General features: G+C 71.7%; 26 protein-coding genes, 1 pseudogene and 1 riboswitch. Of the genes and pseudogenes, 1 reads left to right on the top strand and 26 read right to left on the bottom strand.

The features are described from left to right. Positions 1-39: 39 nt before the first annotated feature. From thiC to J2S42_RS18980, 9 genes and pseudogenes are all read right to left on the bottom strand, one after another. Positions 40-1,629, bottom strand: a complete 1,590-nt coding sequence (gene thiC / locus J2S42_RS18940) for a phosphomethylpyrimidine synthase ThiC (RefSeq protein ID WP_307241002.1) — start codon at positions 1,627-1,629, stop codon at positions 40-42. A 23-nt stretch (positions 1,630-1,652) separates the two neighbouring features. Further along, positions 1,653-2,432, bottom strand: coding sequence for a bifunctional hydroxymethylpyrimidine kinase/phosphomethylpyrimidine kinase (gene thiD / locus J2S42_RS18945; RefSeq protein ID WP_307241004.1), 780 nt, complete (start codon positions 2,430-2,432; stop codon positions 1,653-1,655). Beyond that, positions 2,429-2,995, bottom strand: a complete 567-nt coding sequence (locus tag J2S42_RS18950; RefSeq protein ID WP_307241006.1) for a thiamine phosphate synthase — start codon at positions 2,993-2,995, stop codon at positions 2,429-2,431. Before J2S42_RS18950 ends, thiD begins: the two co-directional genes overlap by 4 nt. After that, positions 2,992-3,762, bottom strand: coding sequence for a thiazole synthase (locus tag J2S42_RS18955; RefSeq protein ID WP_307241008.1), 771 nt, complete (start codon positions 3,760-3,762; stop codon positions 2,992-2,994). The genes J2S42_RS18950 and J2S42_RS18955 overlap by 4 nt, the downstream gene beginning before the upstream one ends. 4 nt (positions 3,763-3,766) lie before the next feature. Beyond that, positions 3,767-3,961: a sulfur carrier protein ThiS gene (gene thiS / locus J2S42_RS18960; RefSeq protein ID WP_307241010.1), complete on the bottom strand. Its 195-nt coding sequence runs from the start codon at positions 3,959-3,961 to the stop codon at positions 3,767-3,769. Continuing rightward, positions 3,939-5,186 (bottom strand): glycine oxidase ThiO, encoded by a 1,248-nt coding sequence (thiO, locus tag J2S42_RS18965; protein WP_307241012.1) that lies wholly within the window; start codon positions 5,184-5,186, stop codon positions 3,939-3,941. The genes thiS and thiO overlap by 23 nt, the downstream gene beginning before the upstream one ends. Before the next feature lie 92 nt (positions 5,187-5,278). Next, positions 5,279-5,929, bottom strand: a pseudogene (locus J2S42_RS18970) (thiamine phosphate synthase); the annotation flags it as partial. After that, positions 5,925-6,036, bottom strand: a riboswitch (TPP riboswitch). Its footprint overlaps the pseudogene before it by 5 nt. 130 nt (positions 6,037-6,166) lie before the next feature. Next, the gene (locus J2S42_RS18975; protein WP_307241014.1) at positions 6,167-7,819 is read right to left on the bottom strand and encodes an ABC-F family ATP-binding cassette domain-containing protein; all 1,653 of its coding nucleotides are present in this window, start codon (positions 7,817-7,819) and stop codon (positions 6,167-6,169) included. A gap of 49 nt (positions 7,820-7,868) precedes the next feature. Continuing rightward, positions 7,869-8,477, bottom strand: a complete 609-nt coding sequence (locus J2S42_RS18980; protein ID WP_307241016.1) for a class I SAM-dependent methyltransferase — start codon at positions 8,475-8,477, stop codon at positions 7,869-7,871. 1,009 nt (positions 8,478-9,486) lie between these two features. Between J2S42_RS18980 and J2S42_RS18985 the strand changes: the two genes are divergently transcribed. Next, positions 9,487-12,549, top strand: a complete 3,063-nt coding sequence (locus J2S42_RS18985) for a hypothetical protein (RefSeq protein ID WP_307241017.1) — start codon at positions 9,487-9,489, stop codon at positions 12,547-12,549. Here J2S42_RS18985 and truA read toward each other — a convergent pair. From truA to rplF, 17 genes are all read right to left on the bottom strand, one after another. Then, positions 12,539-13,354: a tRNA pseudouridine(38-40) synthase TruA gene (gene truA, locus J2S42_RS18990; protein ID WP_307241020.1), complete on the bottom strand. Its 816-nt coding sequence runs from the start codon at positions 13,352-13,354 to the stop codon at positions 12,539-12,541. The two genes, J2S42_RS18985 and truA, sit on opposite strands and share 11 nt — an antisense overlap. Before the next feature lie 67 nt (positions 13,355-13,421). Beyond that, positions 13,422-14,000 (bottom strand): 50S ribosomal protein L17, encoded by a 579-nt coding sequence (rplQ, locus tag J2S42_RS18995; RefSeq protein WP_307241022.1) that lies wholly within the window; start codon positions 13,998-14,000, stop codon positions 13,422-13,424. A gap of 49 nt (positions 14,001-14,049) precedes the next feature. Beyond that, entirely contained in the window at positions 14,050-15,072 is a 1,023-nt protein-coding gene (locus J2S42_RS19000; protein ID WP_307241024.1) for a DNA-directed RNA polymerase subunit alpha, read from the bottom strand. Positions 15,073-15,163: 91 nt separating this feature from the next. Next, positions 15,164-15,790, bottom strand: a complete 627-nt coding sequence (gene rpsD / locus J2S42_RS19005; RefSeq protein WP_307241026.1) for a 30S ribosomal protein S4 — start codon at positions 15,788-15,790, stop codon at positions 15,164-15,166. Positions 15,791-15,806: 16 nt separating this feature from the next. Continuing rightward, positions 15,807-16,214: a 30S ribosomal protein S11 gene (rpsK, locus tag J2S42_RS19010; RefSeq protein ID WP_033342844.1), complete on the bottom strand. Its 408-nt coding sequence runs from the start codon at positions 16,212-16,214 to the stop codon at positions 15,807-15,809. A gap of 39 nt (positions 16,215-16,253) precedes the next feature. Continuing rightward, entirely contained in the window at positions 16,254-16,634 is a 381-nt protein-coding gene (gene rpsM, locus J2S42_RS19015) for a 30S ribosomal protein S13 (protein WP_306837834.1), read from the bottom strand. A 175-nt stretch (positions 16,635-16,809) separates the two neighbouring features. Beyond that, positions 16,810-16,923, bottom strand: coding sequence for a 50S ribosomal protein L36 (rpmJ, locus tag J2S42_RS19020; RefSeq protein ID WP_085066825.1), 114 nt, complete (start codon positions 16,921-16,923; stop codon positions 16,810-16,812). A gap of 109 nt (positions 16,924-17,032) precedes the next feature. Continuing rightward, complete coding sequence (gene infA / locus J2S42_RS19025) at positions 17,033-17,254, bottom strand: translation initiation factor IF-1 (protein ID WP_007073013.1); 222 nt, start codon at positions 17,252-17,254, stop codon at positions 17,033-17,035. Positions 17,255-17,493: 239 nt separating this feature from the next. Beyond that, a complete protein-coding gene (locus J2S42_RS19030) occupies positions 17,494-18,039 on the bottom strand; it encodes a DUF1707 SHOCT-like domain-containing protein (protein WP_307241028.1) in 546 nt (181 codons plus the stop codon). A 404-nt stretch (positions 18,040-18,443) separates the two neighbouring features. Next, positions 18,444-19,286: a type I methionyl aminopeptidase gene (map, locus tag J2S42_RS19035; RefSeq protein ID WP_307241030.1), complete on the bottom strand. Its 843-nt coding sequence runs from the start codon at positions 19,284-19,286 to the stop codon at positions 18,444-18,446. 119 nt (positions 19,287-19,405) lie between these two features. Next, positions 19,406-20,059, bottom strand: a complete 654-nt coding sequence (locus J2S42_RS19040) for an adenylate kinase (RefSeq protein WP_307241033.1) — start codon at positions 20,057-20,059, stop codon at positions 19,406-19,408. A 37-nt stretch (positions 20,060-20,096) separates the two neighbouring features. Further along, positions 20,097-21,428 carry a preprotein translocase subunit SecY gene (secY, locus tag J2S42_RS19045; RefSeq protein WP_306837775.1) on the bottom strand — a complete coding sequence of 444 codons (1,332 nt, stop codon included), beginning with the start codon at positions 21,426-21,428 and terminating at the stop codon, positions 20,097-20,099. Between the two features lie 284 nt (positions 21,429-21,712). Further along, complete coding sequence (gene rplO / locus J2S42_RS19050) at positions 21,713-22,156, bottom strand: 50S ribosomal protein L15 (RefSeq protein WP_307241035.1); 444 nt, start codon at positions 22,154-22,156, stop codon at positions 21,713-21,715. Further along, positions 22,156-22,338: a 50S ribosomal protein L30 gene (gene rpmD, locus J2S42_RS19055; protein ID WP_307241036.1), complete on the bottom strand. Its 183-nt coding sequence runs from the start codon at positions 22,336-22,338 to the stop codon at positions 22,156-22,158. The genes rplO and rpmD overlap by 1 nt, the downstream gene beginning before the upstream one ends. 1 nt (position 22,339) lies before the next feature. Beyond that, positions 22,340-22,963 (bottom strand): 30S ribosomal protein S5, encoded by a 624-nt coding sequence (gene rpsE / locus J2S42_RS19060; protein ID WP_307241039.1) that lies wholly within the window; start codon positions 22,961-22,963, stop codon positions 22,340-22,342. A gap of 12 nt (positions 22,964-22,975) precedes the next feature. Continuing rightward, positions 22,976-23,371, bottom strand: coding sequence for a 50S ribosomal protein L18 (gene rplR / locus J2S42_RS19065; protein ID WP_307241040.1), 396 nt, complete (start codon positions 23,369-23,371; stop codon positions 22,976-22,978). After that, a complete protein-coding gene (gene rplF, locus J2S42_RS19070; RefSeq protein ID WP_307241042.1) occupies positions 23,368-23,910 on the bottom strand; it encodes a 50S ribosomal protein L6 in 543 nt (180 codons plus the stop codon). The genes rplR and rplF overlap by 4 nt, the downstream gene beginning before the upstream one ends. Between the last annotated feature and the right edge of the window lie 2 nt (positions 23,911-23,912).

The raw sequence follows: 23,912 nt of genomic DNA on the forward strand, positions 1-23,912 counted from the left end.
GTGCGAACGGGGGGTCCCGCACCCGGGACCCCCGTCCGGTCAGGACGTCAGCGGCAGGTACACCCGGCCACCCGAGGCGAGGAACTCCTCGCTCTTCTCGTGCATGCCCCGCTCCGCGTACCCGCGCAGCTCTTGGCTGATCTTCATGCTGCAGAACTTCGGGCCGCACATCGAGCAGAAGTGCGCGGTCTTCGCGGGTGCGGCGGGGAGCGTCGCGTCGTGGTACGACCGGGCCGTCTCCGGGTCGAGCGACAGGTTGAACTGGTCCTCCCAGCGGAACTCGAACCGTGCCTTGGACAGCGCGTCGTCCCACGCCTGCGCGCCCGGATGCCCCTTGGCCAGGTCCGCCGCGTGCGCCGCGATCTTGTACGCGATCACGCCCGCTTTCACGTCGTCCCGGTCCGGCAGCCCGAGGTGTTCCTTGGGCGTGACATAGCAGAGCATCGCCGTGCCGAACATGCCGATCATCGCGGCGCCGATCGCGGACGTGATGTGGTCGTACGCCGGCGCGATGTCCGTGGTCAGCGGCCCGAGCGTGTAGAACGGCGCCTCGTGGCACAGCTCCTGCTGCAGATCCACGTTCTCCTTGATCTTGTGCATCGGCACGTGGCCCGGGCCCTCGATCATCACCTGGACGTCGTACTCCCAGGCGATCCGGGTCAGTTCGCCGAGCGTGCGCAGCTCCGCGAACTGCGCCTCGTCGTTCGCGTCCGCGATCGACCCCGGCCGCAGCCCGTCCCCGAGCGAGAACGTCACGTCGTAGCGCGCCAGGATGGCGCACAACTCCGCGAAGTGCGTGTAGAGGAAGTTCTCCTCGTGGTGTGCCAGGCACCAGGCCGCCATGATCGACCCGCCGCGGGAGACGATGCCGGTCACCCGGTTCACCGCGAGCGGTACGTACGCCAGCCGCACCCCGGCGTGCACGGTCATGTAGTCCACGCCCTGCTCGGCCTGCTCGATCACGGTGTCCCGGAAGATCTCCCAGCTCAGCGCGGCCGGGTCACCGTTCACCTTCTCCAGCGCCTGGTAGAGCGGGACGGTGCCGATCGGCACCGGCGAGTTCCGGACGATCGCCTCGCGCGTCTCGTGGATGCGTTTGCCGGTGGACAGGTCCATCACCGTGTCCGCGCCCCAGCGCGTCGCCCAGCTCATCTTCTCCACCTCCTCCGCGATCGAGGAGCTGACCGCGGACGTGCCGATGTTCGCGTTGACCTTCACCAGGAACGCCTTCCCGATGATCATCGGCTCGATCTCCGGGTGGTTGACGTTGGCCGGCAGCACCGCGCGCCCGGCCGCGATCTCGTCCCGGACCAGCTCCGGCGCGACGCCCTCGCGGATCGCCACGAACTCCATCTCCGGCGTGATCACCCCGGCGCGGGCGTACGCGAGCTGGGTCGGCCGCTCACCCGCGAGCGGGGTGCCGGGTCCGCGCACCGGGGCCACGTCGCCGCGCTCGGCGATCCACGGCCCGCGCAGCGGCGGCAGCCCGGCGGCGGGGTCGCTGCCCGGCCCGGACGTGTCGTAGAGCCGCACCGGCTCGCTGCCGTCGGTCAGGTCGACCTCGGCGAACGGCACCCGGACGCCCGGCCGGACACCGTCCACATAGGACTTACGGCGGACAGAAGTCACCACACACCTCCGTGAGAAGAGATCTAGAAAGAGAAGTGGTCCAGCGGTCCTCGGCCGCCGCCCACCTTCCACAGCCGCGCCCCGGCCAGGGCCGCGGCCACATATCGTTTGGCGGTCTCCAGCGCGGCGAACAGGTCGTCGCCGTGCGCGAGCCGGGCCGCGACCGCGGCGGAGAACGTGCAGCCGGTGCCGTGGTCGTTGTCGGTAGGCACCCACGGCGAGCGCAGCAGGCGCACCTCCTCGCCGGTCCAGAGCACGTCGACCGCGTCGCCGTCCTCCTCGCCGCCGGTCACCACCACGCACCGCGCGCCGCTGTCGGCGATCACGCGCGCGGCCGCGGCCATCTCCGCGACCGTCTCCACCGGCGTACCCGCCAGCGCGGCGGCCTCGTCCCGGTTCGGCGTGACCAGCAGCGCGTACGGCAGCACCCGCTCGACCACCGCGAGCGCGCCGAGCCGATGGCCGGACGTGGCGTACAGCACCGGGTCCAGCACCAGGTTGGGCAGCAGCCCGTCGCGGGCCCGCGCGGCCACCTCGTCCGCCACGTCGGCGCCGCCCAGCATCCCGATCTTGACGGCCGCGACCGGCATGTCGTCCAGCACCGCGTCGATCTGCGTGCCGACCACCGCCGCGGGCAGCGGGTGCACGTCCGCGACGCCGCGCGTGTTCTGCGCCGTGATCGCGGTGATCGCCGACGTGCCGTAGACGTGCTGCGCCGCGAACACCTTCAGGTCCGCCTGGATGCCCGCGCCCGCGCCCGAGTCGGAGCCCGCGACGGTCAGCGCGACCGGCGGCGTACTCATGCCGTCACCAGCTCGGCGACCAGCGCCGCGGGATCGGGCGCGCGCATCACGGCACCCATCACGGCCACACCGGCCGCGCCCGCCGCCACACAGGCCCGCGCGGCCGCGCGGGTCTCGATCCCGCCGAGGGCAAAAACCTTCGCCACGGTACGGCCGGCGAGCGCGCGCAGTCCGGACAGGCCCAGCGCCCGGTCGTACGCCGGCTTGGATCTGGTCCGGAAGACCGGCGAGATCGTGACGTAGTCCTCGGTGGTCAGCCGCGCCAGCTCGGCCTCGTCGTGGCAGGAGCGCCCGACCAGCGGCAACCCGGCCGGCGGGACGGGATCAGATGCGCTGAGGTGCACCGCGTCACCGCCGAGCGGGTCCGGCCCGGCCACGATCAGCCGCCCGCCGGCCGGCGCCAGGATAGCCCGCAGCTCGTCGGCCAACCCCCGTCTGCTGGCGGCGGGCAGGTCCTTCTCGCGGAGCAGCACGCAGCGTGCGCCGCCGTCGACCGCCGCTTCGATCGTCGCGGTCAGGCCGTGCGACGCCTGCGCCCGGTCCGTCACCACGATGAGGTTCACAGGTCCGGCCGCCCCTCGTCCGGCGTGGACGCGAGCGCGTGGAAGCGCCGCGGGATGCGGCCGGCGTGCGCGGCCAGGAAACCGGCCTCGACCGCGAGGCGCATCGCGGTCGCCATCCGCTCCGGGTCCTCCGCCCGGGTCACGGCCGTGGCCAGCAGCACCGCGTCGCAGCCGAGCTCCATCGCCAGCGCCGCGTCCGACGCGGTGCCGACGCCGGCGTCCAGGATCACCGGCACGTCCACGGCCTGGCGCAGCAGCCGCAGGTGGTGCGGGTTGCCGATGCCGAGGCCGGAGCCGATCGGCGAGCCGGCCGGCATCACCGCGGCACAGCCGGCGTCCGCGAGGCGACGGGCCAGGATCGGATCGTCGTTCGTGTACGGCAGGACCGTGAACCCGTCCGCGACCAGGCGTTCCGCGGCCGGCACCAGCTCGACGCCGTCCGGCAGCAGCGTGCGCTCGTCGCCGATCACCTCCAGCTTGATCCACGCGGTGCCGAACGCCTCGCGGGCCAGGTGCGCCAGCTTCACCGCTTCCGCCGCGGTCCGGCAGCCGGCCGTGTTCGGCAGCAGCCGCACGCCGGTCCGGCCCACCACGTCCAGCAGCCCGTCCGATGATTTCTGCGCATTTATCCGGCGTAGTGCGACCGTCACCATCTCGGTGCCGGACGCCTTGATCGCCCGTTCCAGCACGTCCAGGTTCGCCGCGCCGCCGGTTCCCAGGATCAGCCGCGAGCCGAATCGCTCGCCGCCGATGATCAGATCGTCCATCTCCTCACCCGCCCTGTGCCGCGCTGAGCACCTCGATGCGGTCCCCGTCGGACAGCGGCGTCTCCGCCCACCGCCCGCGTGGCACCACCTCACCGTTGACCGCGACCGCCACGCCCCGATGCGCGCCGGTCAACTCCGCCACCGCGTCCGCGACCGTGCCCGTCAGGTCGCGCTCGTCACCGTTCACCGTCACGCGCACGCCGTCCTCCGTTCCGTGAGTCACGCCGCCGGTCCGCGAATCGCGCCGCCGCGAACGCGTCCGGTGGCGCCGTGCCGTCCAGCAGCAACGTCGTGATCAGATCCGCGGTGACCGGGGTCAGCAGGATCCCGTGCCGGTAGTGACCGGCCGCCACCACGACCTCGCGACTCCCCGCGGTCCAGTGCCCGAGGACCGGCCGGTTGTCCGGCGAACCCGGTCGCGCGCCGGACTGCGCCTCGACCAGCGCGTACTCCTCGATCTCCGGGATCAGGCCGGCCGCCGCGCGGAGCAGCTCCAGCACCGCGCCCGCGGTCACGTCGTCGTCCGCCCGTTCGTGCGCGGTCGCGCCGACCACCACCTCGCCGTCCCGCCGCGGCACCAGGTAGACCTCGCGGCCGTCCGCGTACCCCCTGATCACGTGCGTGAAGCCGGGCTCCCGGTGCGGTGCGCGCAGCCGCAGCACCTCGCCGCGCACCGGCCGCACCGGCAGGCCGGTCAGCGCCGCCGTACCGCATCCGGCCGCGACCACCACCCGGTCGGCGTACACCTCGGACACGTCCGCGACCCGCCGTCGAACGAACCGCACGCCGGCACGCGCGGCCGCGATCCGCAGCGCCGCGGTCATCCGGCGCGGGTCCACCTGGTGATCACCGGAGATCAGCGCGCCGCCGCGCACCCGCGGGCTCAGCACCGGCTCGTGGGCACGCATCGCCGACGGCGTCAGCGGCTCGACGGCAAGACCCAGATCCCGCTGGTACGTGATGAGGCGCGTCGCGGCGGCCAGGTCGTCCGCGGTCAGTGCCACCGCGAGCGTGCCCTCGGAGCGGTATCCGACGCCGGTCCCGGCGGCGGCCGCCAGCTCCGCGGCGAAGGCGGGCCAGCGCGCGGCCGAGTCGACCAGCAGCGCGGTCAGTTCGGTCTCGCCGAAGTAGGCCTCGCCGATCGGCGCCAGCATCCCGGCCGCCACCTCCCAGGCCCCGTGCACCCCGCCGACCGCCGCCCGCCCGCCGCCGGCCGCCGCCGGTACGTGATCCCGGCCGGTCCACGGCGTGTCCCGGGCACCGGCCGCCACCGGCCCGGCGTGGCCGTCCACCGCCGGCGTGGCGTCGTCGTAGACCGCGACGTCGAATCCGCGCCGGGCGCAGGACCAGGCGATCGACAGTCCGATGGGGCCGCCGCCCACGATGCCGATCTCGGCCCGGCCGGAACGCCGATGGGTGGTCACCGCACACCTCCCCGGGCCGGCTCGGCGTCGTCCTGCCGATCCCGGCCGTGCTGGTCCCGATCGCGCTGATCGTGGTCGACCGCCGCGCGGGCCAGTTCCCGCAGCAGCTCACTCACCGCGCGCCCGGGATCGGCGGCGCCGCTGACCGCGCCGACCACCGCCACGCCGTGTGCGCCGGCCGCGAGCAGCTCCGCCACCCGGGCCGCGGTGACGCCCGCGATCGCGACCACCGGCACCGGCACCGCGCCGGTGACCGCGGCCAGCCCGGCCGGCCCGAGCGGCGACGGCAGCCCGTCCTTCGTGCTGGTCGCGTAGCAGGGCCCCACGCCTAGATAGGACGCGCCGCCCGCGATCGCGGCCCGTCCTACGCCGGAGGTCCGCGCGGTGGCGCCGAGGATCGCGCCCGGCCCGAGCACCCGCCGCGCCGCCGCGACCGGAAGGTCCAGCGCGCCCACGTGCCCGCCGTCCGCGCCCACCGCGAGCGCCACGTGCAGCCGGTCGTTGATCAGGCAGGTCGCGCCGGCCGCGGCGCACAGCTCGCGCACCCGTACCGCCAGCTGGTAGGCGTCCAGGTCGGTGGCGTCGTCCTCGACGCGCACCTGCACGACGAGCGGCCCGGTGGCGGCCCGGACCGCGTCCCCGGCCGCCGCGTGTGCCGCCAGCGCGGCCCGCACGGTGCCGACCGGGTCCCGGCCGGGGCGTGCGTCGGTGATGAGATGCAGTCGTCCTAGGGTCGCGTCCACATCGTCCACATCCTCCCTGCGCCGGCATGATCCGGATCAGGTTCGACGGTCGGGGGCTGCACAGCCCCCCTCTCAGCCCGGTGCACCGGACTCCCGTGGGGTTGTTGTGTTCGTGGCCGACCATACGCCGACGATTACGCAGACGTAAAGCCCCGTGACACAGCGCTCATTGACCTTGTCTCACCGCGCGCGCTGGTCCATGATCGCGCGCGCGGGCGCCCGCTCCGGAGTGTCCGGTCAGGCCACGTCCCAGACCGGCTCCGGCGTCTCGACGACCTCGCCGTCACCCTGGAAGAGCACGAACCGGTCGAACGACCGGGTGAACCAGCGGTCGTGGGTGACGGCCAGGACCGTACCGTCGAAGGCCTTCAAGCCCTCCTCCAGTGCCTCGGCCGAGGCCAGGTCGAGATTGTCGGTCGGCTCGTCGAGCAGCAACAGCGTGGCGCCGGACAGCTCCAGCAGCAGCACCAGGAACCGTGCCTGCTGACCGCCGGAGAGCGTGCCGAAGACCTGGTCGCCCTGCGCTGCCAGCTCGTACCGGTTCAGCACCCGCATCGCGCCGTGCCGGTCCAGCCCGAAGCGGTGCTCGTCGCCGCGCCAGAGGATCTCGACCAGCGTACGGTCGCGCAGCTCGGGCCGGTCGTGCGTCTGCGAGAAGTGACCGGGGCGCACGCGCGCGCCGAGCCGGGCCACGCCGTCGTGCGGTACCGGCTCCAGGACCACGCCGGAGATCGGTTCGGCGTCCGGCTCAGGGTCGGTGCCGCCGCGCGCGAGCAGGCGCAGGAAGTGCGACTTCCCGGTGCCGTTCGCGCCGAGCACGGCCACCCGGTCGCCGTACCAGACCTCCAGATCGAACGGGTACGTCAGCCCGTCCATCTCCAGCTGCTCGCAGACGATCGCCCGCTTGCCGGTGCGCCCACCGCCGAGCCGCATCGCGATCTCCTGGTCCTTCGGCGGCAGCGGCGGTGCCCCGGCCTCCTCAAACTTGCGCAGCCGGGTCTGCGCGGCCTGGTAGCGCGACGCCAGCCCGTCGTTGAACGCGGCCTTGTTCTTCAGCGTGAGGACCAGTTCGCGCAGCTTGACGTGCTCCTCGTCCCAGCGCCGGCGTGCCTCCTCCATCCGCTCGTGCCGGGCGCCGCGCGCGGCGTGCCAGCTGGCGAACCCGCCCGGGTGCGTCCACGCGCCGCCGCCCTCGACCGCCACCACCCGGTCCGCGGTCTGGGCGAGCAGCTCCCGGTCGTGCGACACGTAGAGCACGGACTTGCCGGACTCGCGCAGCCGCGCCTCCAGCCAGCGCTTGCCGGGCACGTCCAGGAAGTTGTCCGGCTCGTCCAGCAGCAGCACCTCGTCGGTGCCGCGGAGCAACAGCTCCAGTGCGAACCGCTTCTGCTGGCCGCCGGAGAGCGTGGCCACCGGCCGGTCGCGGACGCGGTCCCACGGGAGCTTGAGCGCGGCGACGCTGGCGGTGTCGAACGTGACCTCCGCGTCGTACCCGCCGGCCTCGCCCCAGGCGGCGAGCGCGGACGCGTACCCCATCTGGGTCTTCTCGCTCTCCGCCCGGTGCATCGCGGCCTCGGCCGCGGTCAGCCGCGCACCGGCGTCGCGCAGCGCGGGCGGGGAGAGCGACAGCGCGAGGCCGCCGAGCGTGGTCTCGTCCGCGATCATGCCGATGAACTGCCGCATCACTCCCAGGCCACCGACCCGCGCGATGCTGCCCTGCTGCACGGCCAGATCGCCGGCGATCATGCGCAGCAACGTCGTCTTACCGGCGCCGTTCGGCCCGACCAGCGCGATCTTGGCGCCCTCGCCGACGCGGAACGAGACGTCCTCGAACAGCACCCGCCCGTCCGCCAGCGTATGCCCCGCTCCGGCCACGTCCACATATCCCACGGCCGGATGATGGCCGATCCGGTGCCCCGCCGACCAGCCCTTTTCCGCGTCAGGGGCGACTGACCCGCAGGACCCGGTACCCCTTCTGGCTGGCGTGCCGCTCGACGGCCCAACCGCGGTCGGTCAGCCACTGGTGCAGCGAGTCGCCGCCGAGGTGCCGCGCGATGACCAGCCACGCGACGCCGTCCGGCGCGAGCCGCGGCAGCCAGCGGTCGAGCAGGTCGTGCAGCTCCGCCTTACCGATCCGGATCGGCGGATTGCTCCAGATCTGATCGAAGACCACATCAGCGGGTACGTCGTCCGGCGCGTTCACCACGACGCGGCGCGCGGCACCCAGCCGCTCCGCGTTCTCCGCGGTGAGCTCGCGGGCACGCGCGTTGACGTCCACCGCATGGACGGTCGCGGCCGGCGCCTCGGTCGCCAGTACGGCCGTGATCGGGCCGAAGCCACACCCGAGATCGAGGAAGGATCCCTTAACTCCCGGTTCGGGGAGGTTTGCCTTTTTGAGCAGAACGGCCGTACCAGGGTCGAGACGCGCCGCCGAGAAGACGCCACGGGCCGCGACGAGCACGTAGTCCCGTCCCTGAACGGTGAACGACACCTCGTGCCGCCCTGCGGGGGCAGCCGGTTCAGCGCTGAAGTAGTGCTCGGCGGTCACGCCCCGCATTCTTCCTCCCCGCCCGCACGCCGCAGAACCGGGGTTCCAACGCCCGGAACAAGCAAAATGTCTAATCTGTCGACTCGCGCGCTATGTGGATAGAGGCGAACCGGCCAGGATGTCCATTACCCTGTGCGACATGGCGTACGGGCAGCACGGCGAAGCGGACGACGGTCGCCCAGCCGCAGAACACGAACCGCGCTCACGCCGCACCGCCACCCCACCCAGCGGCGCCTGGCCCGCCCTCGAAGTGCCGGGCCCCGACGTCATGCTCTGGGACACCGACCGCACCACCCCGCCCCGCCGCAGCCGCGCCGACTCCACCGCTTCCGGCGGCCGCCGGCGCGCTCCAGAGCCACCGGCCGGCCACCGCCACACCACACCAGCCACGCCGGACCCGTCCGCCCCGGCCCCCGGCGGCCGCGCCACACCGGCCACGGCCAACCCGGCACCCACGGCCCCCGGCCGCTGGGCAGCACCTGACCCGTCGGCGCCCGCGAACCCGGCCGGCGGTGGCCGGGCCGCGGCGGGCATGACGGATCCGGCGGCACCCGCCACCGGCCGCCGGGCAGCACCCGGACCGGCGACGCCCGCGAAAACGGCCGGCGGCGGCCGGGCTGCGGCAGGCATGACAACCCCGGCAGGTCCTGTGGTGCCCGCCCCCGGGCGCCGGGCGGCGGCTGGCGCGCTCAGCAGCCCAGACACCGCAACCGACCTGGCGGGGACCACGAGCCCGGCAACCGCCGGGCGTCGGGCTGCGCCGGATGCGCCGACCGGGTGGCGTGCCGCGCCTGAGGGCACCGGTCCTGTCGAACCGGGGCGGCCGGGCGCCGTGTTCGGTGATCCCCACCCCACCGAGGACGATGCGGCGGCGCTGATCCGCCGCACTACCGGGGAACATTCGACCGGACGACGCGCGGCCCCGGGCGAACCTGCTCCCACCGGTCGCCGGGCGGCCCTGGACGAACCGGTTTCCGCTGGTCGCCGAGCCCGGGTCGACGATCTCGCGATGCCGGGCCACCGCGTCGCCGAGGAGCCGCCCGACCCGCTGCGCCAGGCCGCGCCGGGCGGCAACCCGGCCGGACGCCGGGCGGCGGCGGAGGGCACGGCGTGGTCCGCGCCTCCGGCCGGACGACGTGCGGCGCCCGAGCCCGCCGAACACCCCGCGCCGCGCGGCCGTCGCGCGGCGCCGGAGCTGGCGCCGGAGCCGCCGGCCACCGGCGGCTCACCCGCCGCCGGCGACGGGACGGCTGGGCGGCGCCATGCCGCGACCGACGAACCGGGTGGGCGGCGGCGTGCCGACGGCGAAAGCTCCGGCGGGTTCCGCATCGAGGCCGGACCGGCGGGAACCCCTGCCGCAGGCGGGCGACGGCGTGCGGTCGAGGGAGCGGAAAGTTCCGGATCCTGGCGGCTTCCCGCCCAGCCGGAGCGAACGGCCGAGCCGCAGGCGGGTATCGCCTCAGCCGAGGCGACCGGTGGGCGCCGACGAGCAGCCGACGAGCCCTCCGGCGGCGCGGCGGAACGCTCCGGCGGACATCGGTTCGACCCGGCCGCGGTCACCCCACCGGAACAGCCGACCGGCCGCCGCACGACACAACCCGGTCCAGCCACCGCCGCCGCACCCGGCCAGCCGACCGGCCGCCGCGCGACGCTCGATCCGGCCGCCACCGCCGCGCCCGGCCAGCCGGCCGGGCGTCGCGCGAGGCTCGACCCGCCGGCCGCGTCAGGCGCGCGAGAAGCGCACGAGGCGGGCATGAGTGGCTCTCATGCGCTTCCCGAGGCCGCTGCGGGCCGCCGGGCCGTCCCCGAGCCCGAGAGCGGCCGACGGCCCCCGTCCCCGGACGACGACCGCGCCATCACCGACACGGGCAGCCTCCGGCGACGCCGGGCCGCCGAGGGCAACGCGGTACCGGACGACGACCGGGCCCTCACCGACACCGGCAGCATCCGGCAACGCGGCACCGCAGCGGGCCGCCCGGTACCGGACGACGACCGGGCCCTCACCGACACCGGCAGCCTCCGGCGACGCCGGGCCGCCGAGGGACACGCCGTCCCGGGCGCCGAACCACAACCGGCCGGGCTGCCGCCCGCATGGTCGGCGCCACCGGGGCGGGCCGGGTCGGCGCAGGCGCCACGCGACCGGTTCGCGGCCGACAGGGAGCCGCGTGACCGCGACCCGTCCGGCGACGTGACGGCCGGGCGCGGCCGAAGCCCATGGAGCAGCCTGCCCGAGACCGGCCCCACCGGATCGCCGGGCGACCGGAACGCTCCTGGCGCGGTGCGCCCCCGGGGCGCCTCGACGGCCCCGGGAGCGGAGGTCCGCGGTGCGGCGCCGCACGACGACCCCCAGCGTGGCCGGACCGGGATCCCGGTTCAGGTCCCGCACGAGCCCGCCCGCGCCGCCGTGCCCCCGCCACATGCCGACACACCCGCCGCCGGCCCACGAACGCCGCACACCGACGCTCCGGTGGCACCGCACGACGGCCGCAGAACGCCGCAGGCCAGCGCTCCGGGAGTGCACGCCACCGGACCACGCGCATCGCACCCCGGCGTCGCCGGTGCCGCGCGGCCGGTGCCTCCGGCCGGTCAGGATCCGGCTCAGGGTTCGGCCCGTCCGCCGCGGGTTCCGGCGGACCGCCCGCCACCCGGCGCGGGCCCGTCCGGCGGCAATCCCACGCTCTCCGGCTCGGCCAGGGTGCCGGTCCCCGGCACCGTCCCACCTGCCGGCAGCGCGCCCGCCGCCCCCGTCGCCGGCGGCGTGCCCGTCTCACCCGCACGCGGCGGCGCCTCGGTCCCCGGCCGCGCCCAGCCACCGGGCCAGGCCCAGCCGCCCGGCCAGGCCCAGCCGCCCGGCCAGGCCCAGCGCCCCGGACAAGTCCAGCCACCCCGCCAAGCCCAGCCACCCGGCCAAGGCGCAGCTCCGGATCAAGGACCCACCCCGGCCCAGGGGGCAACCCACGGCCAGATCCAGCCACTCGGCCAAGCGCAACTGCCCGGCCAAGCCCCGCTACCCGGCCGTGCACCCGCCGTCCGGGGTCAGGACCACACCGCCGCCGGCCCGCGCCGGAGCGGCCGCTTCGACAAGCCACGGGACCCGGTCCAGCACCCGGAGGCCTCCGGTCCGCACTACCGGCACGACACGTCCAAGGCCATCCGGCTGAGTTCCGACAGCTCCGGCATCTACCGACCGGCCCAGGACGCCGGCCAGGACCCCGCGGACTCCGGCGGTCACCGCCTGGAATCCGCGTCCGACGTCTCCGGGACCTCCCTCGCCACCCGCCCGCCGAGCACGGTCGCCCGGATCACGCCGACGCCGCCCGAGAACGACAAGAAGCCGGCGGACGACAAGAAACCCGCACCGGAGCCGCGCAAGCCCTGGCAGGTCCTGGTCGGCGCGCTCGCCGTACTGGTGCTGGTGGCCGTGTGCGGTCTGAGTTCGTTCTTCATCCTGGCGGACGAGCAGAGCGGCCGGGACGCCCGCGCGTCCGGCGGGAACGCGCAGGCGACCGCGGAGGCACGCGACATCAGCTCGCGCGGCGTCGACGGCGAGCCGCTGAGCACGAACGAGGTCTTCCCCGCCGCCACCATCGCGATCACGCCGCAGGAACCGCCGTACACGGTGCTGAAGACGGAGCAGCTCGACGACTGCGGCAAGGCCGCGTCCGGCGAGATTCCGCAGCTGCTGAAGGACCTGGGCTGCAACCAGGTGGTCCGCGGCACGATGCGCTCGCCCGACTCCGGCTACCTGGTCACCGCGGGCGTCTTCAACCTGGAGGACGAGACCGGCGCGAAGTGGGCGCACGAGCAGATCAAGGGCATGGTCGACGGCCAGAGGGGCCGGTTCGCCGGGATGAACGCGGGCGCCGGCACCGAGGTGGTGGAGGAGTCGTCCGCGCAGGTCGGCTGGAACATCCGCGGTCATTACCTGGCGTACTGCGTGATCGCCCGCGCGGACGGCGAGAAGATCATTGACGGTGATCCGAAGGCCCGGCAGATCCTCTACGACATGGTCGAGCTGCACCTGCGCAACGGCGTGCTGGAGAAGCGCGCCACCCAGCCGGCTAAGAACTGAGCGTACGGATCCGCCGGGTGGCCTCGGCCCGCGCCGCGAACTCGTCCGCGGCCGGGTAGCCGACCGCGACCAGCGTCAGCCCATGCGCCGGTGCGACCGTTACCTCGCTGGACCGTGCGGTGAGCCGCAGCAGCGAGCCCGGCCACTCCGGCGGCCGGCGCCCGTCGCCGACGTGCAGCATCGCGCCGACCAGGCTGCGCACCATGGCCTGGCAGAACGCGTCCGCCTGCACGGTCGCGACCAGCACCCCGTCGGCGTCGCGATCCCACTCCAGCCGGTTGATCGCCCGTACCGTGGTGGCGTTGTCCTTGCGACGGCAGAACGCGGCGAAGTCGTGCTCGCCGACCAGCCCGGCCGCGGCCGCGTTCAGCAGCGCCGGGTCGAGCCTGCGCGGCCAGGCGAGCGTGTCGTGACGGCGCAGCGGCTCGGCGCCGTGCACCGCGTCCGTGACCCGGTAGTGGTAGCGCCGGAACGTGGCCGAGAACCGCGCGTCGAACGTGTCCGGCACCTCGGTGGCCGCGTGCACCCGCACGTCGCCGGGGAGCAGCGCCGCGAGCCGCCGCAGCAGCGTCGGCGCGGTCGTCTCCCACGCGTCGGCCGGCAGCTCGATGTGACACACCTGCCCGGTCGCGTGCACGCCCGCGTCCGTCCGCCCGGCGACGACCATGCCGAACGCCGTGTCCGCCCCGAAGAGCCGGCCCAGGGCCTCCAGCAGCACCCCCGCGACGGTACGGCGGGTAGGCTGCACCGCCCAGCCGGAGAAGTCGGTGCCGTCGTAGGCGACGTCCAGGCGTACCCGTGGCATGAAAGCTCCTGATCCACGAGCAGGGCCCGGTCCCCAGAAGGAGACCGGGCCCTGCCAGAAAACGGACTTACTTGTCGTCGCCCTCGGCCTGCGTACCGGGACCGTCCGCGTCCTTGTCACCGGAGGCGGAGATCGGCGCGTCGGCGTCCTGGTCGGCGTCGGTGTCCGCGGCGGCCGGAGCGGAGGTCGTGGCCGGAGCCTCGTCCTCGCGGGCCAGCGCCTCGACCTTGTCCTGCTGGCGAGCGGCCTTCTTGGCGGCCTTGGACGGGCCGGTGACGGCCGCGACCTCGAGCGCCTCGACCAGCTCGATGATCGCCATCGGAGCGGCGTCACCGCGGCGCGGCCCGGTCTTCACGATCCGGGTGTAGCCGCCGGGACGGTTCTCGAACCGCGGTGCGATCTTGTCGAACAGCTCGAACACCACGTCCTTGTCGCGGACGACGGTGAGCACCCGCCGGCGCGAGTGCAGGTCGCCGCGCTTGGCCTTGGTGATCAGCTGCTCGGCCAGCGGACGAACCCGCCGCGCCTTGGCTTCCGTGGTCTTGATCTTCCCGTGCCGGAACAGCTCGGTGGCCAGGTTGGCCAGGATGAGCTTCTCGTGCGCGGGTCCGCCGCCGAGGCGGGCTCCCTTGGTGGGCGTAGGCATTTCGGTGCTCCTGAATACGCTTCAGCCGGAGAGAACCCGGCGGGGAAAGTTACAGCTGCTCGGTCTCGCGGTAGTCGTCGCTGTCGTAGTCGACCTCGCCGAACGAGTCCACGACGTTGGTCGGGTCGAAGGAGGGCGCGGAGTCCTTCAGGCCCAGGCCCATGCCGGCCAGCTTCATCTTGACCTCGTCGATGCTCTTCTGCCCGAAATTCCTTATATCGAGGAGATCAGCTTCCGTGCGCCCGATGAGCTCGCCCACGGTGTTGATGCCCTCGCGCTTGAGGCAGTTGTAGGACCGGACCGTGAGGTCCAGCTCCTCGATCGGGAGCGCCAGGTCGGCGGCCAGCTGCGCGTCCTGCGGAGACGGCCCGATGTCGATGCCCTCGGCGGTCTCGTCCAGCTCGCGGCAGAGACCGAACAGCTCGACCAGGGTCGAACCGGCGGACGCCAGCGCGGTACGCGGGGAGATGGACGCCTTGGTCTCGACGTCGATGATCAGCCGGTCGAAGTCCGTGCGCTGCTCGACACGGGTGGCCTCGACGCGGTAGGTCACCTTCATCACCGGCGTGTAGATCGAGTCGACGGGGATCCGCCCGATCTCCGCACCGGCCTGCTTGTTCTGCGCGGCGGTGACGTAGCCACGACCCCGCTCGACGGTCAGCTCCATGTCGAGCCGGCCCTTACCGTTCAGCGTGGCCAGCTTCAGGTCGGGGTTGTGCACGGAGACGCCGGCCGGGGGCTGGATGTCCCCCGCGGTGACGTCGCCCGGGCCCGCCTTGCGCAGGTACATGCTGACCGGCTCGTCGTGCTCGGAGCTGACGCACAGCTCCTTCACGTTCATGACGAGCTCGACCACGTCCTCCTTGACGCCCGGGATCGTGGTGAACTCGTGCAGAACGCCGTCGACCTTGATGCTGGTGACGGCCGCACCCGGGATCGAGGAGAGCAGGGTACGACGGAGCGAGTTGCCGAGCGTGTAGCCGAAGCCGGGCTCGAGCGGCTCGATGATGAACTTCGAGCGGGTCTCGCTGATCGGCTCCTCGGAGAGGGCCGGCCGCTGGGTGATAAGCACAGAACTTCTTCTTTCGTTCGGGGCAGCCGCTATTTGCTGCCCAAACTTGACGACCGGCGGCGCCTCCGCGAGGCGCCGCCGGACAACAGCCTTACTTGGAGTAAAGCTCGACGATCAGCTGCTCCTGGACCTGCGTGTCGATGACCTGCCGGCTCGGGAGCGAGTGGACCAGAACCTTGAACTGGCTCGGGATCGACTCCAGCCACGCCGGAATGGTGCGACCGCCGGCCTGGGCCGACGCGACGACGAACGGGGTCATCTCGCGAGACTTCTCGCGGACCTCGACGATGTCGTGCTCCTTGATCCGGTACGACGGGATGTCGACCTTCTTGCCGTTCACCAGGAAGTGGCCGTGCTTGACCAGCTGCCGCGCCATGTCGCGCGACGAGGCCCAGCCGGACCGGTAGACGACGTTGTCGAGACGGGTCTCCAGGATCTGGAGCAGGACCTCACCGGTCTTGCCCTTCTTGGAGACGGCCTCGTCGTAGTAACCGCGGAACTGCTTCTCCAGCACGCCGTAGACGCGACGGGCCTTCTGCTTCTCGCGGTGCTGGAGCAGGTACTCCGACTCCTTGGTCCGGCCGCGGCCGTGCTGGCCGGGCGGGAACGGACGGGACTCGAAGGGGCACTTCGGTCCGTCGCACTTGCTGCCCTTGAGGAACAGCTTCATCTTCTCGCGCCGGCAACGGCGGCAGTCGGCACCCGTGTAGCGAGCCATTTTCTTCCTCTACCTCTCAGACCCGGCGACGCTTCGGCGGACGGCACCCGTTGTGCGGCTGCGGCGTGACGTCGGAGATCTGCCCGACCTCGAGACCGACGGCCTGCAGCGAACGGATGGCGGTCTCCCGGCCGGAGCCGGGGCCCTTGACGAACACGTCGACCTTGCGCATGCCGTGCTCCATGGCGCGACGCGCGGCGGCCTCGGCGGCCATCTGCGCGGCGAACGGAGTCGACTTGCGGGAGCCCTTGAAGCCCACCTGGCCGGCGGAGGCCCAGGAGATGACAGCACCGGTCGGGTCCGTGATGGACACGATGGTGTTGTTGAAGGTGCTCTTGATGTGCGCCTGCCCGTGGGCGACGTTCTTGCGTTCCTTGCGCCGGACCTTCTTGACTGCGGCCCCAGCGCGTGCCTTGGGTGGCATAAGCTCTCTGCGCTCCTATATGGGTGAGATCGGGACTTACTACTTCTTGCCGGGCTTCTTCTTGCCGGCGACGGTGCGCTTCGGACCCTTGCGGGTACGAGCGTTCGTCCGGGTCCGCTGACCGCGGACCGGAAGACCCCGACGGTGCCGGATGCCGGCGTAGCAGCCGATCTCGACCTTGCGGCGAATATCCGCGGCGACCTCGCGGCGCAGGTCGCCCTCTACCTTGAAGTTCCCCTCGATGTAGTCGCGCAGCTGCACGACTTCCTCATCGGTGAGGTCCTTGGCGCGCTTGTTCGGATCGATGCCGGTCGCGGCCAGCGCCTCGACGGCGCGGGTCCGTCCGACCCCGAAGATGTAGGTGAGCGCGATCTCCATCCGCTTCTCGCGGGGGAGGTCGACGCCGACTAGACGTGCCATGTGCGGGCGTACTCCTCAACTTCTTCTCACGGAGGTCTGCGCCGTCCCCTCCCCCGCACTGGCGCGCGTGCGCCTGCCCGGCGGGGCCCCGGCCTCCGACCGGGGGTGCACCGCGACGAATCGCGGCGGGAACGAACTCAGCTGTCGGGGGCGCGTCGGACCCCGGTCGCCAGAATCAGCCCTGGCGCTGCTTGTGGCGCGGGTCCTCACAAATGATCATGACCCGGCCGTGCCGGCGGATGACGCGGCACTTGTTGCAGATCTTCTTGACGCTCGGCTTGACCTTCACGGTGCGCCTTTGCTGTTCATCCGTGTCACCGGCACGGCACGATAGCCGCCCGGCTGGCACGGGTGACGGACACAGGAAATCCCGCCCCGTCGATCAAATAGCGGTGGGCTTACTTGTACCGATAGACGATGCGCCCACGGGTGAGGTCGTACGGAGAGAGTTCCACGACGACCCGGTCCTCGGGCAGAATGCGGATGTAGTGCTGCCGCATTTTGCCGCTGATGTGAGCCAGCACCTTGTGACCGTTGGCGAGCTCCACCCTGAACATTGCGTTCGGCAGTGGCTCGATCACTCGGCCTTCGATCTCGATGGCTCCGTCTTTCTTCGGCATGTCCTCCGCTACCTGACAATCGGTTATGGGACGAGCACACAACGCCACTCGCGAGACAGAATCGCCTCACGCCAGCCGCGGCCCCGCCACCCACCGAAGCGCTGGTGGACATGACGGAAGGGACGCTGTGCGCCAATCAACGAGTGTACGCCGCGCATTACATCGACACCAAACCGAGGTCACGCATCCCGCGGTCGGGTGTGTCGCGGGCCGCCGATAACCGGACGTAAGGGCCTAAATCACTCGTCGGAGTCACCGTCCTCGGCCGCCTTCAACCGCTTCCGGGCCTGCTTCGCCGCCCACCGCTGCGGCTCACCGTTCGCCAGACCGGCCATCGTCGCGATCACCAGGAAGATCCCCCACGGCCCGGCCACCCAACCCGGCCAGAACGCACCGATGCCGTCGTCACTCTGCACCGCCTGCAGCGCCCAGATCGCCACCACCATCCCGACGACACCCAGATAGGGCGCCCAGTTCTCGATCAGCCAGCGACGCGTCGCATCCAGATACCGCCCGTCCGCCCCGACCGGCCACTCCGGCACCACCACCGCGCCCTGCACCGCACCGGCCGCCGGCACCGCCAGCCGCTGCCGCTCCGCGGGCGCGACATCCGGCAGGTCGGTCAGCAGGGGATCGAGATCGCCGTAGGTCTTGGCCGCGTAGGCCCGGCCGAGCCGCTCATCGAACTCGGCAAGGTCCAGCCGCCCCTCGTTGAGCGCGACGCGCAGCCGCTCCGCGACCGCCTCGCGATCAGCGTCGGCCGCACGCATCTCCTCACGCCCCATGCGTACCAGCATGGCACCGCCCGACAAACCAAATCAAGATCATCAGTGGGTACGGGCGCGGCCCTCCCCGGCCTCTCCTGAGCACCCGGCGCCCACCCGCCCAGACCCGCCGGCGGCGGCCTCCGTCGCCGGTCACCCCCGCGGCGTGCCGCCGGTTCATGCACCCGGTCACCCCCCGCGGCGTACCGCCGGACTACGCACACCGTCAGCTCCGCCGCCCGCCGCCCGCCGCCGGCTCATGCACCCGGTCACCGTCGCGCACTTCGCGCACCGACGCCGGGGCACTACGGAACTCGCGACCGCGCCGGGATATGCCTCAGGCGTCACCCATGTCGCTCCAGCGACGCGGGTGACGCCTGATCAGCTGTGGCCCGCCCGCCCACCGACCTGAGCGGGTGAGCGCGTCAGTTCGTGGCGGGCTGGCGCGCGGTGACCAGATCGCCGAGGCGCTCGCGGCCGCCGTCGACCGCGGTCAGCACCCAGATGCCGTCCTCCAGCAGCGCCATCGAGTGCTCCACGTGCGCCGCCACGGACCGGTCCTTGGTGATCACCGTCCAGCCGTCGGACAGCTCAATCGACTTCGGCGAGCCCAGCGTGATCATCGGCTCGATCGCCAGGCACAGCCCGTTCGTCAGCGAGACGCCCCGCCCCGGCCGGCCGTAGTTCAGCACGTGCGGGTCCTGGTGCATCTCCGTACCGATGCCGTGCCCGCCGTACCCCTCGACGATCCCGTAGCGGCCGCCCGCGCGCACCGCCTGCTCCACCGCGTGCGAGATGTCGGACAGCTTGCCCCGGCCCGACGCCGCACCGCGTGCCGCCGCCGCCAGCCCGGCCCACATCGCGTCCTCCGCGACCGCGGCCATCTTCAGCAGCTCCGGACGCACCTCGCCGACGCCGACCGTGATCGCCGAGTCGCCGTGCCAGCCGTCCAGCACCGCGCCGCAGTCGATCGAGATCAGGTCGCCCTCCTGGAGCACCTGCTTCTCGGACGGGATCGCGTGCACGATCTGCTCGTTCACCGAGGAGCAGATCGACGCCGGGTAGCCGTGGTAGCCCTTGAACGACGGCACCGCGCCGGCGTCCCGGATGACCTTCTCGGCGATCCGGTCCAGGTCCGCGGTGGATACGCCCGGCGCGACCGCCGCACGCATCTGTTCCAGGGCCTCGGCCACGACGAGCCCGGCGGCCCGCATCTTGACTATCTGGTCCGTGGTCTTCAGCTGAATCTTCAGCTGCTGGCGGCGCATGCGTACCCTCTGACTCTCGTGCACGTGTCGGCGCCGCTCAGCGACGCCCTGAACGGCCAGAGCCGGCTCAACCGCGTGTATGCGGCTGGCCGGCTCTCCCCGCTTCGATGGCGGCCGGTTCAGCCGCCGTAGGACCGCAGTGCGTCGATCGCGCGGACCGTGACGTCCTCGACCGGGCCGGTGGCGTCGATGCCGACCAGCTTGCCCTGTGCCCCGTAGTAGTCGACCAGCGGTGCGGTGTCGCGGGCGTAGACCCGCAGCCGCTCCGCGATCGTCTCGGCCTTGTCGTCGTCGCGCTGGAACAGCTCGCCGCCGCACCGGTCGCAGATGTCCTCCCGGGACGGCGCGTCGAACTCGACGTGCCAGATCTTCCCGCAACCACGGCAGGTGCGCCGGCCGGACAGGCGCCGGATCACCTCGTCGTCGTCGACGACGAGCTCCAGCACGATGTCCAGCGCGGTGCCCAGGTCGGCCAGCAGCTTGTCCAGCGCGTTCGCCTGGGGCGTGGTACGCGGGAAGCCGTCCAGCAGGAAGCCGTCCGCGGAGTCCGGCTCGGCCAGCCGCTCCCGGACCATGTTGATCGTGACCTCGTCCGGGACCAGCTGGCCCGCGTCCATGTAGCGCTTGGCCTCGACACCGAGCGGCGTCCCCTGAGCCACGTTCGCCCGGAAGATGTCACCGGTCGAGATCTTCGGCACGGCCAGGTGGGCGGCGATGAACTCGGCCTGGGTCCCTTTGCCCGCCCCCGGGGGACCAACCAGTACGAGTCTCACCTATGCGCCCCCCTGGCTCGCTCGCTCCGCCCGCCCACTAGCGCAGGAACCCTTCGTAGTTCCGCTGCATGAGCTGGCTCTCGATCTGCTTCACCGTCTCCAAGCCCACACCAACCATGATGAGCACCGCGGTGCCACCGAACGGGAAGTTCTGGAACTGGTTGTTGTCGAGCCAGATGAAGAAGAAGTTGGGCAGAATCGAGATCACACCAAGGTACAGCGAACCGGGCAGCGTGATGCGACTAAGGATGAAGTCAAGATAGTCCGCCGTCGGCTTCCCCGGGCGGATACCCGGGACGAAACCACCGTACTTCTTCATGTTCTCCGCAACCTCGGTCGGGTTGAACGTGATGGAGACGTAGAAGTAGGTGAAGAAGATGATCAACAAGAAGTAGATCACGATGTGCATCCACGACGCGGGATCCACGATGTTGTTCTGCACCCAGGTCTGCACCGGCCCCGGGTCGTTCTGGTCGAAGAACTGCAGGATCAGCTGCGGCAGGTAGAGCAGCGAGGACGCGAAGATCACCGGGATGACACCGGCCTGGTTGACCTTCAGCGGGATGTACGTCGAGGTGCCGCCGTACATCTTCCGGCCGATCATGCGCTTCGCGTACTGCACCGGGATGCGACGCTGTGCCTGCTCGATGAAGACGACCAGCGTGATGACCAGCAGGACCATCACGAGAACCGCGATGAACCAGCCCCAGCCGCGGGACTCCTTGATCGCCCAGCCCTCGCTGGGGAGGCGAGCCGCGATCGAGGTGAAGATCAGGACCGACATGCCGTTGCCGACGCCGCGGTCGGTGATCAGCTCGCCGAGCCACATCACCACACCGGTGCCGGCGGTCATCGTGATGACCAGCGCGACCAGGGTGATCCACATCGGCAGCCCGGTGTTCTCCGGGACGATCGGGAACTGGTCGCACTGGTTGCTGAACAGCTGGCCGGACCGCGCCAGGGCCACGAAGGCCGAGGACTGCAGGACCGCGAGGCCGAGCGTCAGGTACCGCGTGTACTGGGTGATCTTCGCCTGGCCGGACTGGCCCTCCTTGCGGAGCTGTTCGAGGCGCGGGATCACCACCGTCAGGAGCTGCAGGATGATCGACGCGGTGATGTAGGGCATGATGCCCAGCGCGAAGACCGACAGGGACAACAGCGCGCCGCCGGAGAACAGGTTCAGCAGCGAGAAGACCCCGCTGGTGGCACCGGACTCCATGACGTCGATGCACTTCTGCACGTTGCTGAACGAGACGCCAGGGCTTGGGAGTGTCGCTCCGAGCCGGTAGACCGCGATGATGGCGACTGTAAACAGCAGCTTTTTGCGCAGGTCAGGCGTGCGGAACGCACTGAGAAAGGCGGAGAGCAACTTCTTCCTCCTGCGCGAGGTAGCCGCCACGATGGCGGTCGGAGCGGGTCCCGGTTGCGACACCCGCGTATCCATGGGCTGGAAACGGACTCTAACAGTCGGCGACGTGCCCGGTCAGCATGGCCGGGCACATACACCGGCCCCGATATTAACGGCACGGCGTAGTCGGTTCGACACCGCGCCTCCCCTTTTAACGGTGCGATGCCTCACCAGACACTACGACGAGGGTGCTGATCCGCCCACCAACGGCAGGCGAATTCAGCACCCTCGTACGCATGTCGTGCTTACAGCTCGGTCGCCGAGCCGCCGGCCGCCGCGATCTTCTCCTTGGCCGACGCGCTGAACGCATCCGCCTTGACCTGGATCGCAACGCCGTTCAGGTCGCCCGTGCCGAGCACCTTGATCGCGTGACCGCGGCGAACCGCGCCCTTCGCGACCAGCTCGTCCGGTCCGACCTCGCCGCCGTTCGGGAACAGCTCGGCGAGCCGGTCCAGGTTCACGACCTGGAAGACGACCTTGTTCTTGTTCTTGAAGCCCTTCATCTTCGGCAGGCGCATGTGGATGGGCATCTGACCACCCTCGAACGCCGCCGAGATGTTCTTGCGGGCCTTGGAACCCTTGGTACCGCGACCGGCGGTCTTGCCCTTGGAGCCCTCACCGCGACCCACGCGGGTCTTGGCCTTCTTGGCTCCGGGCGCCGGCCGGAGGTCATGAATCCGGATGGTCATTAGTCGACCTCCTCCACCTTCACGAGGTGGTTCACCGCGAAGATCATGCCGCGAATCTCCGGCCGATCCTCCTTGACCACCACATCGTTGATCCGCTTCAGGCCGAGCGAACGCAGCGACTCACGCTGGTTGTGCTTGGCGCCGATGGTGGATCGCAGCTGCGTCACCTTCAGGCGAGCCATCTCAGACCCCCGCCCCTGCACGCGCCGCGAGCATGGCGGCCGGAGCGACGTCCTCGACCGGCAGGCCACGACGGGCCGCGACAGCCTCGGGCGACTCGAGCTTCTTGAGAGCCGCGACCGTGGCGTGCACGATGTTGATCGGGTTGGACGAGCCCAGCGACTTCGACAGGATGTCGTGGATGCCCGCGCACTCCAGCACGGCACGCACCGGGCCACCGGCGATGACGCCGGTACCGGCGGAGGCCGGCTTCAGGAGCACGACACCGGCGGCGTCCTCACCCTGCACCGGGTGCGGGATGGACGCGGCGATGCGCGGCACCTTGAAGAAGTGCTTCTTGGCCTCCTCGACACCCTTGGCGATCGCCGCGGGCACCTCCTTGGCCTTGCCGTAGCCGACGCCGACGGTTCCGTCGCCGTCGCCCACGATCACGAGCGCGGTGAAGCTGAAGCGACGACCGCCCTTGACGACCTTCGCGACACGGTTGATCGCGACGACCCGCTCGAGGTGCGGGGTCTTCTCGGCCGGAGCGTTACCCCGGCCACCGTCGCGGCCGCGGCCCTCGCGACGGCCGCCGCCACCTTCAGAACCGCCGGACCCGCCGCCTCGGCGCTGTTGACCTGGCATTGGTCTTCCTTCCTAGAACTCGAGTCCGGCTTCGCGGGCGGCCGTCGCCAGGGCGGCGATGCGCCCCGCGTACCGGTTGCCGCCGCGGTCGAAGACGACCTTGCTGACGCCAGCGGCCTTGGCCCGCTCGGCGAGGAGCGTGCCGACCTTGCCGGCCAGGGCGCTCTTGTCGCCCTCGCCGCCACGGATGGTGGCGTCCATCGTCGAGGCCGACGCGAGGGTGTGCCCCTTGCCGTCGTCCACGACCTGGGCCGTGATGTGCCGCAGGGACCGGGTGACGACCAGGCGAGGACGCTCCTCCGTGCCACGCACGACGGTGCGCAGCCGGAAGTGACGACGCGCGCGGCCGACGGCCCGCTTCGCGGCGATCCCGCCGCCGTTGCGGCGCTTGAGCAGCGTGGCGCTCACTTCTTGCCTGCCTTTCCAGCCTTACGGCGGATGACCTCGCCCTGGTACTTCACGCCCTTGCCCTTGTAGGGCTCCGGCGGACGGATCTTGCGAATGTTCGCGGAGACCTCGCCCACCAGCTGCTTGTCGATGCCGGCCACGTGGAACAGGGTCGGGCGCTCGACGGTGAACGTGATGCCCGCCGGAGGCTGGATCACCACGGGGTGCGAGAAGCCGAGGGCGAACTCGAGGTCGTTGCCCTTGGCGGTGACCCGGTAACCGGTGCCGTTGATCTCCAGCGACTTCCGGTAACCCTCGGTCACGCCGACGATCATGTTGGCGACGAGCGTCCGGCTGAGGCCGTGCAGCTCCTTCGCCTTCCGCTCGTCGTTGGGGCGGCTGACCTGAATGGTGCCGTCCTCAGCGCGCTCAGCGGTGATCGGCTCCGCCAGGGTGTGCGACAGCTCGCCCTTGGGGCCCTTCACCGTGACAACGGCACCGTCGATCTTGACATCGACGTTGGCCGGCACGGCAATAGACTTACGTCCGATTCGCGACATTA

Origin of the sequence: Catenuloplanes indicus (genome assembly GCF_030813715.1) — a bacterium.
Lineage (GTDB): Bacteria > Actinomycetota > Actinomycetes > Mycobacteriales > Micromonosporaceae > Catenuloplanes > Catenuloplanes indicus.